This is a genomic window from Brumimicrobium sp. (assembly GCF_048268645.1).
Classification (GTDB): domain Bacteria; phylum Bacteroidota; class Bacteroidia; order Flavobacteriales_D; family Crocinitomicaceae; genus Brumimicrobium; species Brumimicrobium ulvae.
On the sequence record NZ_JBLWVE010000002.1, the window covers coordinates 98,157 to 112,456 of the forward strand.

Below are 14,300 nucleotides of genomic sequence, written 5' to 3' on the forward strand. Positions count from 1 at the left end.
GCTTTACCGTTATAATAATCCCAAGTATGTTGATCCTGTAGAAAGTTATTGGAGATTCGGAAAGCAAAAACGAGGTATGATGAAGAAATTATTAATTATTGGTTTAATCGGGTTAATACTTGGATCTTGTAGTACAAGGTCAGGTCATTTAACTGGAGTACTAGGTAGACAAGTGTACTACCCAGAAATACCCTTAGGAATGGTCTACATTCCATCAGGTTCCTATATAATGGGGCAGAACGATCAAGACGTTCCATTTATGCATCAAACAGTTGCAAAAACGGTTTCTGTTCAGGCTTTCTATATGGACCAAACAGAAATCACAAATAACGAATACCGTCAGTTTGTATACTGGGTAAGAGACTCTATTGCTCGTCGTACGATATATGAAAATATTGAAGAAGACGAAGAAGCGGATCGTTACATTAACTATCGTGATGAATATTACGATGAAGGAATTATGGAATGGGTAGAATATGAATCAAGTGATCGTTTTCAAAACCTTGATAATTTCTCTTTAAACTGGGACAGATCATTTTCTTATGATGACCCAATGTTAGTTCCATTATTATCGGAGATGTATTATCCATCTGCTGAGCGTTTCTACAAAAGAAAAGAGATCGATACACGTAAGTTAAACTTTAAGTATTACTGGATTGACATCGTAGAAGCTGCGCGTAGAGGTAAGGTACATATTAAACAAGACGGATATGATTATCAAGGAAATAAAATTGATAATGACCACCGTGAGTTACGTACACCCGATCATCCTTTCACGAAAGAAAAGCAAGGTCAAGATTTAGATATGGGTCACCCAAACAAACTTGGTCAAAACAATGCGATTAGAGGTCACGAAAACAGACAACGTTTTATTATCGATGAAACGATTAATGTTTACCCAGATACACTTTGTTGGGTTAGAGACTTCACTTACTCTTTCAATGATCCAATGACAAACATGTACTTCTGGCATCCCGCTTATGATAACTACCCAGTAGTTGGAGTAACTTGGCCACAAGCAAAAGCATTCAACGTTTGGAGAACACAATTATTAAATAGCTGGTTGCAGTCAATGGGAGAAATTTATGTAAACGACTTCCGTTTACCGACAGAAGCTGAATGGGAAAGAGCATCTCGTGGTGACCTAGAACTGTCTCAATACCCTTGGGGTGGTCCATACATCAGAAACTCTTCAGGGTGTTTCTTAGGTAACTTTAAACCAATGAGAGGTCGTTACTTTGAAGACGGAGGTTTCCATACTGTAAAGGCATTCTCTTACAATCCGAATGGTTGGGGTCTGTACTGTATGGCTGGAAACGTATCAGAGTGGTGTGAAACAGCTTATGATGAGTCTATGTACGAAATGTCACATGACTTAAACCCAGAATACCGTTACAATGCTATGGATTGGGATCCACCGTCAATGAAGCGTAAAGTTATACGTGGAGGTTCATGGAAAGACATTGGATACTATTTACAGAACAGTACACGAACTTATGAATATAGAGATACTGCGAAATCTTACATTGGATTTAGATCAGTAGCAACTCACCTAGGAAGAGGTGGTAGAGATTTCTCTAAAGAAGGTGGTGAAGAATTAGACCAAGATCTTCAATTGAGATAATCGTAATAACAAGTAAATTATAAACAAACAAATAAATCGTTAAACCCTTAAAAATTAAAAACTATGAAACCAGGAAGTAAAGGATGGAAAAATTTTATGGCTAAACTCTATGGTATTGGAGCGGCAGTAGTAATACTTGGAGCCTTATTTAAAATTATGCACTGGCCAGGAGCTGGTCCAATGTTGGTTGTAGGACTAGGAACTGAAGCAATTATTTTCGTTTTCTCAGCCTTTGAACCAATTCATGAAGACCCAAATTGGGAGTTAGTATACCCTGAATTAGCATTAGGTAATGATGAGGATTTTGATCCATCCGAATTACAAGCTTCTAGAAGAGGTGGCGGAGGTAACAGTGGATCTGGAATTACTGGAGAACTTGACAAGATGCTTGAAGAAGCAAACATTGATAGCGAACTATTGACTCGTTTAGGAGATGGAATGCGTGCTTTAGGAGACAATGCAGCACAATTGAAAGGTGTTACATCTGCAGCTGCTGCAACAGACTCTTATGTAGACAGTTTACAATCAGCATCTGATAAAGTAGCGAAACTATCTGAATCTTATGAAAGAGCTTCTGTAGCTATTTCTGGAATGACATCTTCTACTGAAGAAGGTCAATCTTTCGGAGAACAAATGCAAAAAGTTTCTAAAAACCTTGCTGCATTAAACAATGTATACGAATTACAATTAAAAGGTTCTTCTGCACATCTTGAGGCTACTGAGAAGTTCCAAGGTCAAGTTACTGATATGATGCAAAATCTTTCAGCATCTGTTGAAGACACTAAAATATACAAAGAAAACATGTCTATGTTAGCTAAGAACTTAACGGACTTAAATAATGTTTATGGTAACATGCTAAAAGCAATGACTGTTAGAGATAACGGTTAAATCAACTAATGAACATATCGTTCTAAACATTAATTAATAAATTAATTCTTAAAAATTAACTAAACATGGCAGGAGGAAAAGAAACCCCAAGACAGAAGATGATCGGGATGATGTATCTCGTACTGACTGCTCTTTTGGCACTAAACGTTTCAAAAGAGATCATTGCCGCTTTTGTTACCATTAATGATAAGCTCGACACTAGTGGTGAGGTTATTAAAAGAGGAACAAGTTCCACTTATGGTATATTTGATAATAAAAGAGCAGCAATTAACGCGCAAAAAGGTGACACTAAAGTCATCGATTTATGGCAAGGAAAGGCCATGAACTTAAATAAAAGAACAAAACAAATTATTCACTTTATACTTTCCGAATCTAATGATATGATTCAAAAGGTAGAGGGAAAAGATTGGATTTTAGAAAAAGATGATGATGGTAATATTTTAGAACTTAAGTCATTATTAGAGATCCAAGCAATGGATAATTATGATGTTCCAACTGAGCTTTTCATTGGAGGTAATCCAATGAAACCTAAAGCGAGAGGTTTAGCAATTATAGACTCTATTCACGCATATAGAAACTATGTAGCAGAGCAAATGGCCAACTATAAAGTTGGAGAGAAGGTTTGGTCTTTTACTGCTCCGGAGGACACAACAGGGCTACCAGAAGCTTTACAAACTGTAAACCCTGAAGATAGAGACAAGATTGAACAATTTTACCGCTCAATGACAATAGATAAAGAAGTTGAAGTAAAAGATGCTGGTAAAACGAAAATGATGCCTTGGCCATCAGCAATGTTTGACCACGCTCCTATCGTTGCAGCTGCAGCAATGTTTACTGCTTTAAAAGTAGACGTTTTAAATGCTGAGAGTTCAGCGGCTGACTTTATGTTATCTAAGGTTGATGCACCAACATTTAACTTTAACAAAATTGACCCTTTAGCTTTTGCTAGAACTGGGTATGTTAATGCAGGTGATTCATTAGATTTAAATGTAATGATTGCAGCTTATGACTCTTCTGATGTTCCAAGAATTAAATATGGTATCAATGATACTATTCCTGGAAATTGGAAAGAAACTGAAGGTACAATCAAATTAGAAACCAGCACTCCAGGAAACTACAGAGTGAAAGGTCAGATTGGAGTTAAAGAAAAAGGTGAAATCAGCTGGAAAAACTGGGATTTCAACTATACTGTAGGAAAGCCTTCAGGAACCGTTTCCCTACCTGAAATGAACGTATTGTACCGTGGGTATAATAATAAAGTTGAAGGTGCTGCTTCAGGATTCCCAACGTATAGCTTATCAGGGGCGAATAACGTAAGTGTAACTAAATCTGGTACTGGATATATTGCAAAACCAGGTAGTGGTCGTGAAGCAACGATTAATATTGCTGGAGTTGCTGAAGATGGTTCATCAACTAGTTTAGGAAGCTTTAAGTTCCGTGTTGCTAACTTACCAAAACCTTCGATCTCTCTTGGTCGTATTGGTGATGGTGAAACAGCTACTTCGGCGCAGTTAAGAGCTGCAAATAGATTATTTGCAGGTTATCCACCAGAAATTCCATTGAACGCGAAGTTCTCTGTGGTTTCTTGGGAGGTTAACGTTTCTGGAGCACCTAGACCTGAAAAAGGAACTGGATCCAACTTAAGCGGTGGCGCAAAAAGAATAATCGCAAACGCAAAATCAGGAGCTTTAATTTCTATTGTAACGAGATATAAAGGCCCAGGTGGACAAATACGACGTCAAGGTGCTGTATTTACAGTAAGATAAAAAGATAAAAAAGTAATATCATGAAGAATTTAGTGCTATGTACAATATTGATTTTTAGCTTGAGTACTTTTGCTCAAGAAATCAATGGTGGTCCGATTAACAGCCGTACAAAAACGGGAGTTATTGATGGGGTCTACCTTAAATCGAACATCCCTACTAAACGCCTTATTCCTTATGAGCATGTGCGTGAAGCAGATGTTATTTGGAGTAAACGTGTTTGGAGAGCAATAGACCTTCGTGAGAAAATCAATCGTCCACTGTACTACCCTTTGGATGAGTTCACCAACCCAGACCCGGAAACTGGTGAAGTGGATTGGATTCGTAACGACAACAGATGGAGTTTATGGACAATCATGCGTCAACATATTCTTTCAGGAGATTTGACTGTTTATTCAGATTATAACCCTGTAAGAAACTCTGTTAAGGATGGTGATATGTTCAAATACCCTATCATGCCTGAACCAGGTAAGAATTATTCAACAGACTCTGTTTATAGAGAGGACTTGTTATACTATCTTGCTAAATTAGGTCCTGAACCTATTGATCCATTATTGAATCAGTATCAAGAAGATTCAATGGACGTTAATGGGAATTTCGTATACCCTCCGAGAGATACACTTTGGTTTACCTCTAAGGACATTATTCAGTACCGTTTAAAAGAAGATTGGTTCTTTGATAAGCAAAGATCAGTTTTAGATGTTAGAATTCTTGGAATTGCACCTGTGCGTTATGACAAGGATGACAACGGAACGATTCAAGGTACACATACTATGTTCTGGTTGTACTTCCCTACGGATTGTCGTTATGTATTTAACAACTACTTCGTTTATAACGAAAGTAACGGGGCGAGATGGATGAGTTTTGATGATTACTTTATGAAACGTAGATTCAGCTCTTTTATCTATAAAGAAGAAAACGTGTATGACAGAAGTGTAGAGAAATACCGTGTTGGTGTTGACGCATTGATGGAGTCACAAAGAATTACTGAAGAAATTAGAATACTCGAACACGACGTTTGGAGTTACTAGAGTTCTAAATCATATCTGAAGCCGCATAGTTTAATCGCTGTGCGGCTTTTTTAGTTTTATTCACCAACGAATTAAATGTGATTAATACAAATTCACTACCTTTGTGTAAAATTTAAATCATGGAAGGAAATAACATTGTCGTAAATATTATTGATCGTGAAGGAGAGAAACATGAATTGATTGCTCCCACAGATATGAACATGAATGTTATGGAACTTTGTAAGTCATACGAATTACCCGTAGAAGGAATTTGCGGAGGAATGGCGATGTGCGCTTCTTGCCAATGCTACTTAGAATCTGATCATGAATTAGAAGAACAAAGTGATGCAGAATTAGATATGTTGGATCAAGCATTCTTTGTAGAAGACAATAGCAGACTTGGTTGTCAGATTGAAATCACGGAAGCAATAGATCAAATCGTATTGCGATTGGCTCCTGAGGCATAAATCAAGTCAAACTTAACTCCTAAAGACTGAGAGTGAAAGTGCAATTCCATAGATTTAGATTAAAATAAAATTTTCTAAGTGTAAAACAAATAGTCATTTGAGGTTAGATATTAGACTTATTGTCTAACAACTGATAAGTTTTCTTTGTAAGCTTAAGCGATATGCACTAATCCCGGAGCCAATTGAAGGCATAGTTATAACATTTTCTAAGACCTATAAAGCCTTTGCCCTACTCCATATCAAAACAATAAGTAAATCGTGAACATGGATAAATCAAGCTTATTTTATCCCACTGAGATCACACACAGGGATTGGATTCATCTTGTGTTGATTGATTTTATGCAAATGCGTATAAATGGCCATAACCTCCTTTTGACGTTCTGTCAATTCAGATTCCTCACCGTTAAAGTTCATCACAAACTCTAACTCATCATAACTTGCACCAATTTGATCTTCATCATTGCGTTCGTCGCCCCAAAGTCCATCGGTTGGTTTGGCTTTAAGAATCTCTTCAATAACTCCTAAATGATTGGCCAATTTAAAAACTTCAGATTTTAATAAATCTCCGATAGGATTCAGATCTACTCCCCCATCTCCGTATTTAGTAAAGAAACCAATACCAAAATCTTCGATTTTATTTCCCGTTCCAGTTACCAGCAATTGATTGGCTTGCCCAACTGCATACAAGGCAGTCATCCTTAATCTTGCTCTTGAATTGGCCATAGCCAAAGCATTCTCTGCAGAGTTTTCCGGAACTGATATTGTAAATGCATCAAAGGTTGATGTTAAATTCACTTCCAAACCTCTTACATTAGGATAAGTGTCCTCTAAGACTTTAATTTGATTTTGTGCCCTTTTATACTCAGAACTGGCTTGCCGAATAGGCATATTCAAAAGAATAACTTCTTTCCCTGTACGAGCAACAAGCGAAGACACCAAAGCAGAATCAACACCTCCTGATACACCAACTACAAAACCTTTGACGGGTATATCTTCTATATAAGTATTAAGCCAGTCAATAATATGACTGGCTATTTTTTCACAATTTAATTCTGGCATCAATTTAAAATAAAACAGCCAATTTCAATAATAGTTGACCTTGTTTTACACTTGGCGTATAATATTCTTTTACACCTCCATTCACTTGGTATAAAGACAAATCTTTTTCATCATCACCGAACAGGCTTCCTTCTTGTCTGAATACTTCAGAAAAACCATAGTAATATCCCAATTCAGCAACAAGAACTGTGCTTCCAGTAATGTTATACTCAGCACCTGCAGAAAGTCCAATGGAACCTTTATATACAGACATTACACCAGGAGACAACATATCATCAAGGCTGGTAACATCTTTATCAACCACTCCTAATTGATCATAACCTTGACCTGTATTGTCTGTACGTGTCATCAACAAAAAGCTGTTTCTAACACCAAATTTTCCATAGTAACGCATATATCCCATAAAATTAGTTTGGAACTTTAACATCACCGGAAGGCTTAAGTAGATACTTTTGTGCTTTCTTTCATCCACCAAAAAACTAGAGTTGGAAGCAGACGCATCTTTTTGTCTTACAATTTCCTTATCATCATAATCAAAATAAACTGAATTGTAGCTATTGGTTTTAAAACGGTTAAAATCAAACTCTAAACCTGTGGCTAATCCGATATTATTCGAGAAGTTCCAATTCAGGGCCATTCCAGCCACAAAATCTCCACCTACTTTGGCATCCATCGTATTGGTTTGCGGATTATTAAAGTTCAATGCCCCACCGAATGTTAATCCAGCCATCACTTTTTTGTCTGCTGCATCTTGCGCGCTTGCATTAAACATCAAACCTGCTACAAGTGTTAAAGTCAGTATTTTTTTCATACTTTTGGTATTAATTTATTTCTAATATAAATGTTAGTCGTATCTACATATAGTAAGTAGTTAATCTACCTACAATTGACAAAAATAATCATATTTCATGAACAAAGAGAACTCAATATACGCAATTCTATTTTTAATCCCTTTTTTTTACTCCTGCAACTCTAATCCGCTAGATGTTAAGTTGGATGAGTCAGAAGTTTCTATTGAGTATATCAATGCAGATCAAGCGCTAAACAAAAAAAGTTTGGAAGAGGTGAAAAGCAATTTAAAATCTTTAGAAGAGCAATTGGGCGATTTGTTCATTTATGAATTAAGCCAGAACATTCAACAAAACGTGAATGATTCTTCTTATCGGATTATTCATGAGTTTTACAATTCAGAATACATTAGTGATCTTGAAGCAGAGAAAGAAAAACTTTATTCTGAACTGCCCAAACATGAACAAGAAATTAATTCAGCTTTTAAATACTTGAGGCATCATTTTGGAGATACTATCGTACCAAAACAAATATTTTATGTCAACAAAATGTTTAGTCAAATCTCTTGTTCTAATGAAGGCATTGCTGTGGGACTAGAAAGTTATATTTCACCCAACAGTGAGGTAATTGAATCAATTCCAAGTTCACAGCTCTACAAGTGGCAGAGAGACCGCATGAACATTGATTATTTAGAAAGAGACGTAGTGTTGAGTTGGATTCAAGTTCAATTGTTTAATTCATTAGACGGAAAACTAGCAGAGCACATTATTCAAGCAGGGAAAATTTTGTATGTCTTAAATGCAGCATTTCCAAATGCAGATGAAGCATATATTTTAAGGTACGCTGAAGATCAATTTCAGTGGGCCGAAAAAAACGAATTCCAAGTATGGAGGTATTTGGTAGAACAACAAATGTTATTCAAGTCGGATGTTAACTCAAGAACTAACTTTTTAAATGAAGGACCAAAAACGGTTGGACTTTCTGATGATGCTCCTGACAGAATGGGACAATTCTTAGGATATAGAATCGTAAAAGGATATATGCATAAAAACAAAGCATTATCTTTGCCGGAATTATTAGATGTTAAATACAACATCATTTTACAAACGTATGAAATTGATTAAGTCATGAACGAAGATAAAATAGTTAAAACCTCAGACATCACAATAAATGTAGGAACAAACGAAAACAATGTTCCTGTGCGAATGAAGTGGTCTGCTGAAGATGGAAACATCGATAAGGAAGAAGCAAGCGCTATGTTTTTGTCACTTTGGGATCCAAAAGAGAAAAATACAATGAAAATTGATTTATGGACCAAAGATCTTTCAATTGAGGAAATGAAACAGTTTTTTCACCAAACCTTAGTAACGATGGCTGATACATTTGAGCGAGCTACAGGAGAGAAGAACATCACCGAAGACTTGCGTGATTATTGTTATCACTTTGCAGAGAAAATGGAGATTTTACCAGAGAATGATTAATCCTCTACTCCTACTTGAGTAAAGCTTTTTTTAAAATGATGTTCCGAACCTTCGGAGGTATCTAACCAATGTGAGTAAAATCAACAGGAAGAACACGAAGGAGAAGGAACGTCCGATCACATCACCATAAGTTACATAAAAAGTAGGTTTACTGTTCAAGTGCACTGTTTCTCTAAATGCATCATGCACCCAGTAATCTGTCGCTTTTACAACATCTCCGCGTTGATTGATGACACAGGAAATCCCAGTGTTTGCTGAACGAACAACATATCTCCCCGTTTCTACAGCACGCAACCTCGCGATACTTGCATGTTGTTTATGGCCTGCGGTGTTTTCCCACCAACCATCGTTGGTGATCACAAATATCACCTCTGCTCCTTTTCTACATTGCTCTGCGATCATTCCACCATAAATGGATTCGTAACAGATGATAGGAGCAAATGTAAACCCGTTTGTGTTCAACACCCTTGGCTCTTCCTCTACTCCAAGTGTACCAGATGTACCTCCATTTTCTATGGACAGTTTTTCTAAGAAAGGAAACCATTCAGAAAAAGGGATTTTTTCCACGCCAAGAACTAATTCAGACTTATGAACAAAGGAGGGTGGTTTATTATTCGAAATCAATACAGAAGTATTATACGCTTCATAAAAAGCCTCTGTATTCGGGATAGGACGTGACGCAACACTTCTTTTATGGTCGAATACTTTATGGGTAGACGCACCTGTAAATAAACTCGTTCCGTTCCATTGGTTGACACGACTTTGGAGGTAGTTGAAAGACGCAGCTTTATCATAACGATCCTCGTCAAAAGGTCTTGAAATAGCCGTTTCAGGAGCCAGTACAACAGCAGTGTTCTCAGTGATTAAGTCTTCTGCAGAAAGAACAAACTTATCTAACTGCGTTCTTAAATCAGAGCTAAACTTTTCATTATATGGGTCTACATTCGGTTGTGTTACTACAACTTCAATAGGATTCTCTACCTCTTCATATGTTGCGTATGACCAATAAGATAGTCCAGAAGGAATTAATATTAAGGCAAGACTAAGGTAAATTAGTGGTGTTTGAATTTTTAATGTTTCTTTATTAAAAACTACATTAGAAACCAATTTGAAGATAAGCATATTGAGCAGGAGAATCCACATTGTTCCTCCTAAAATACCTGTATAAGCATACCATTGAACAATTTCAGGGATGACGGCGAAAGTATTTCCTATGTTTAACCAAGGCCAGCTGAGTTCCCAATGAAAATGAATATATTCAAACCCTATCCAAAAGAAGAGCAAACCGATATAGCCTTCCTTTTGTCCAACATACTTTTTTGTCCAATGAAAAAGCATAAAAACCAAGGCCATAATTATTCCGTTCAGAAAGTAGGCGAGCACTGCTCCTGCTTCTCCTCCTATTGAATAAAAGATCCAATAAGACGCTCCAACATTGTAGATGAAGAAAGTTAAATAAGCGTGTATAAAAACCTTTGAAGACTTGTACTTTTCTCGGTAAACATTATGTTCAACCAATAACAAGGGAACCCATGCAAAGAAAACCAAAGGGAATAAGCTACCTGTGTGGGGGAAAGAGATGACCATCAACAACCCACTTAAAATACTCAACAAGTACCTTTGTAAACGTGAAAACTTCATAATTGAAAATTCAGTGAACTACAAAGATAATATTGCCACAATCTTATCAGGATTTTTAAACAGATATTTCTTTCGTTCTGTCGTCAATTTCCAAAAGCAGAATGACCGTTAAAAATTTAAAGGAAAGAAATTGGGATTCAATCAAAGTGTTGCGAGACGTACACAGATTATCTTAGTGCGTTTACATGCCCTACTTTGAGTTGTAATTCATCATCATGGATTGATCTGTACTCAATTTTCCACACATAAGTTCCGTCTCTCACCATTTCTCCATTGAAAGTTCCGTCCCATTCAAAGTCAACATCATCAGATTGAAATAGCAACTCACCCCAACGGTTGTAAATTTTTATATAGAACTCCTCTATTCCAATTGCGCTTACTGAAAAACTTGTGTTCACTCTATTGTCCCCTGGAGTAAATGAGTTTGGAATATACAAATAGAACTCATCTAAAATTGTAATCGGCTTAGTAATGGTATCCACACAACCATATTGATCTGTAGCAATCAAGGTAATGTCATAAGTTCCAGGATAATCATAAGTATTATTTGGATGAACCATTGTAGAGCTCGCTCCATTTCCTAAATCCCATTGGTAAGTATTTCCATTATTGGTTAAATTTTGGAAAGTAATTGGCAATCCAATAAACTTAGGGTCTGTAATGGCATCGAAATCGGCATCAGGTTGTACCACTGTAACAGTAGTATGGGTTTGCACTTGAAAAGTTTGACAATCATCTTTTACAATCACATCATAACGAGTATTTACAGTAGGGTTTACCCATACGCTTTGTGTCGTTTCTCCAGAATGAGGCCAGAAATAGTAATAATTACCAAATCCACCAGAAGCCGTTACGGTAATCAAAGCTGAATCGCCAGGGCAAATTTGTTGTGTTGGAGTAATATCAAGAACAAGTGGTGGACTCAAAACGGTTACAGTAACAGTAGTTGTTGCAGATTCACCACATTCGTCTGTTACTACCACAGTATAAGTTGTAGTCTCTCTTGGAGCAACTTCAGCCTCAGCAAAAATACTGATTACACTTCCTTCTGGATTCGTCCATTCATAGGTATAATTTCCAGAACCACCTGTTGCTTCAACAATCAGACTTTGAGGCACGTAAGGACATTGTTCTACGATATCATTTGTGGCTTGAATAACCAAAGGATCATAAACGGGCACACTCACTTCGGCAGTGGTTGTTGCAGTTTCATTCAAACAATCATCCGTAACACTAACGGTATAATTTTGTGTTGTTGAAGGACTCACCATAATAGTAGGTGTAGTTTCACCTGTACTCCACGAATAAGTGTAATCGCCACCTCCACCAGTTGCTACCGGAATGAGTTCTATTTCTTCACCCGGACAAAATAAGGATTGATCATCCAAGGTAATTTCTACCGGCTCTACTGGTTTAATAAAAAGTTCTATGGTTTGATATTGGAGATTTCCACAGGCGTCTTCTATTTCGAACTGCAGAATAACATTGGCTAATCCCGTCAAGGCAGTATTGTTTAAAGCGTCGATAACGAAAGTTACCTCTGTTTGTCCGGCAGCAAAATTCACACTGTTGGGAACAGAAGAGTAATCAAGTCCTTCAACGGCTGAACCAGAAAGATTTATTGGAATAGAAAGCGGTTGATTAATATTACTACCTGAGCGTGTTATTTTGACTATTGCGCTCGTACAGTTTTGTGACATCGTTTGACCGTCACCAAAAGGATCACTTGTTAATTCATACTCTACTTCAACTGGTTGTTCACTATTTAAACTGTTTTTCTCTAAGAAAATTCCAGAATCATAAATTCCATCACCAACATCAGCAATAGCAATAATTAAGTGGTAAGTTTCGCCACATTGTACTTTTGAAACCGCTTCTAATGGCACTGTGAACCCATCATACTGAACATAGTACGGGTCATTATTATAAGGCGCATTATTTCCTTCACCATTGTATTCATAATACTGCGTATTTTGCTGGTGGTTTACATTGTTAATTGCCACCGTTTGACTAGTTCCAGGGATAATGGCCATATTCTGGAAACCTCCTGGAATTCCTGGACCAGAAATAAAGAAAGCAAATACATCATTAAATTCACTTCCCACATACTCTGGGTATTCTTCTGAAGCAAACACATATTTAAACCGAACCGTATCAGAATAGGGGATAAAATCGAATTCTAACAAAGTAGCATTGTACGTATCTCTACCAACCAAGTTACTTAACTGACCGTAACCTGGTGCTCCGTTATCTATACCTGCATCGGCTTTATTGTTTGGACCATGTGGCCCATTCGGTCCTGGGTGAATCGTACCCGTTGTCATAATGATTCCTTCATCGATACCGATACTTGCATTTGTGGCGTTAAATGTTCCAATTGCTCCTGAGGCACCTGAATAACTCACATTAGACACTTCAACTCCCGAACCTAAAAGAACATTCTGAACCAATTGCGTAGCCGTTTGACCACCACCAGTTTGCAGTTGAGCCGTTAAAGTGAAAGAAAAAACACCAATGATAAATGTGAGAATAAATTTCATATGTATATATAACGTAATTAAATCAAAATAGTTGTCTATTCCTTAGCAATTAACAAGCCAAATTTAAGAATGATTAATCGCACGTCCTTAGCTATTTTGAATTTTTAACGTAATATTGCTACGTCAAGGACACTTTTAATCTATTTTTGTAGGTCTAGAATGAAAAAACAAGAGAAGAAAAAAAACTGGTTTAAAAAATCTACACGTATTGTGGGAATGGATCCTGTAACCTTCGAGGAATGGTGGAGGGTAAAAATAAACCGTATCCAAATCATCAGTATTTTCTTATTGCTTGCTGTCATTTTGTTCTTCTTCAACTTTGCAATATTTTCCTATACACCATTAGGTTATTTACTTCCTGAGAACATCAAAAACAAAAACAAGCAGAAAGTTGAATTGGCAGCCTTAAAAGCAGACCAATTAGAAAGAAAAATTAATGCGCAAGAAAAGTATATTTCGAATCTCCAAAAAGTGATCTTGGGAGAGGTATCTGTAGATTCTATTTACAACATTGAGAACATCTCCTCACCGGAGGCCATCAATATTATTTCAGACACCACAACATCAGAAGCAGAAAAAGAACTCAACAAAAACATTCAGCAAAACGCTGAAAGACAAAAAAAGAATCAAGATAAAATATTTGATCATTTGTTTCTTTTTGATCCTGTTGTGGGAGAAATCAGTCAAAAATTCAGACTACCAAATCATCCTGGAGTTGATGTAGTAACAAAAAAGGATGCCCCAATAAAAGCTTGTTTAAATGGTGTGGTTTTGCATTCTTCGTATGACGACAAAGACGGACACACGATAATTATCAGTCATGAAAACAATATCATATCTGTTTACAAACATGCCAAAACAGTTTATGTAAAAGTAGGAGATCAAGTCAGTACAGGAAAAGCCATTGGTGTTGTTGGAAACTCTGGAGAACGTTCTACAGGACCTCATTTACATTTCGAATTGTGGAGCGATATAGGGCCATTAAATCCAATAGATTATTTTTCTTTCGGCAAATAGCTAGCCTCATTCTTAACCAAG

12 protein-coding genes are annotated in these 14,300 nt (G+C 36.8%); 8 read left to right on the top strand and 4 right to left on the bottom strand.

Annotated features, from left to right (window positions below; genetic code table 11):
• Positions 1–79: 79 nt before the first annotated feature.
• The 5 genes from ACN0U3_RS03560 (at position 80) to ACN0U3_RS03580 (ending at position 5,752) form a co-directional block, all read left to right on the top strand.
• A complete protein-coding gene (locus tag ACN0U3_RS03560; RefSeq protein WP_417265166.1) occupies positions 80–1,624 on the top strand; it encodes an SUMF1/EgtB/PvdO family nonheme iron enzyme in 1,545 nt (514 codons plus the stop codon).
• Positions 1,625–1,687: 63 nt separating this feature from the next.
• Complete coding sequence (gene gldL / locus ACN0U3_RS03565) at positions 1,688–2,512, top strand: gliding motility protein GldL (protein WP_299203714.1); 825 nt, start codon at positions 1,688–1,690, stop codon at positions 2,510–2,512.
• Positions 2,513–2,577: 65 nt separating this feature from the next.
• On the top strand, positions 2,578–4,278 hold the full coding sequence (locus ACN0U3_RS03570) for a GldM family protein (protein ID WP_417265167.1): 1,701 nt from the start codon (positions 2,578–2,580) through the stop codon (positions 4,276–4,278).
• Between the two features lie 20 nt (positions 4,279–4,298).
• Positions 4,299–5,306, top strand: coding sequence for a gliding motility protein GldN (gene gldN / locus ACN0U3_RS03575; protein ID WP_299203720.1), 1,008 nt, complete (start codon positions 4,299–4,301; stop codon positions 5,304–5,306).
• 119 nt (positions 5,307–5,425) lie between these two features.
• Positions 5,426–5,752 (top strand): 2Fe-2S iron-sulfur cluster-binding protein, encoded by a 327-nt coding sequence (locus ACN0U3_RS03580; protein ID WP_299203723.1) that lies wholly within the window; start codon positions 5,426–5,428, stop codon positions 5,750–5,752.
• A gap of 279 nt (positions 5,753–6,031) precedes the next feature.
• On the opposite strand, the gene nadE is transcribed toward ACN0U3_RS03580, so the two are convergent.
• Together nadE and ACN0U3_RS03590 are read right to left on the bottom strand one after the other, a co-directional pair.
• Positions 6,032–6,811 carry an NAD(+) synthase gene (nadE, locus tag ACN0U3_RS03585; RefSeq protein WP_417265168.1) on the bottom strand — a complete coding sequence of 260 codons (780 nt, stop codon included), beginning with the start codon at positions 6,809–6,811 and terminating at the stop codon, positions 6,032–6,034.
• 4 nt (positions 6,812–6,815) lie between these two features.
• Positions 6,816–7,622, bottom strand: coding sequence for an outer membrane beta-barrel protein (locus ACN0U3_RS03590; protein WP_299203729.1), 807 nt, complete (start codon positions 7,620–7,622; stop codon positions 6,816–6,818).
• A 97-nt stretch (positions 7,623–7,719) separates the two neighbouring features.
• On the opposite strand from ACN0U3_RS03590, the gene ACN0U3_RS03595 reads away from it, so the two are divergent.
• Together ACN0U3_RS03595 and gldC are read left to right on the top strand one after the other, a co-directional pair.
• Positions 7,720–8,724, top strand: coding sequence for a hypothetical protein (locus ACN0U3_RS03595; RefSeq protein ID WP_417265169.1), 1,005 nt, complete (start codon positions 7,720–7,722; stop codon positions 8,722–8,724).
• A gap of 3 nt (positions 8,725–8,727) precedes the next feature.
• The gene (gene gldC, locus ACN0U3_RS03600; RefSeq protein WP_299203735.1) at positions 8,728–9,081 is read left to right on the top strand and encodes a gliding motility protein GldC; all 354 of its coding nucleotides are present in this window, start codon (positions 8,728–8,730) and stop codon (positions 9,079–9,081) included.
• A 30-nt stretch (positions 9,082–9,111) separates the two neighbouring features.
• Here gldC and lnt read toward each other — a convergent pair whose 3' ends face one another.
• Both lnt and ACN0U3_RS03610 read right to left on the bottom strand, forming a co-directional pair.
• A complete protein-coding gene (gene lnt, locus ACN0U3_RS03605; protein ID WP_417265170.1) occupies positions 9,112–10,722 on the bottom strand; it encodes an apolipoprotein N-acyltransferase in 1,611 nt (536 codons plus the stop codon).
• 167 nt (positions 10,723–10,889) lie between these two features.
• Positions 10,890–13,262: a choice-of-anchor L domain-containing protein gene (locus ACN0U3_RS03610; RefSeq protein ID WP_417265171.1), complete on the bottom strand. Its 2,373-nt coding sequence runs from the start codon at positions 13,260–13,262 to the stop codon at positions 10,890–10,892.
• A 159-nt stretch (positions 13,263–13,421) separates the two neighbouring features.
• Between ACN0U3_RS03610 and ACN0U3_RS03615 the strand changes: the two genes are divergently transcribed.
• Positions 13,422–14,279 (top strand): M23 family metallopeptidase, encoded by an 858-nt coding sequence (locus ACN0U3_RS03615; protein WP_417265172.1) that lies wholly within the window; start codon positions 13,422–13,424, stop codon positions 14,277–14,279.
• The last annotated feature ends 21 nt before the right edge of the window (positions 14,280–14,300 follow it).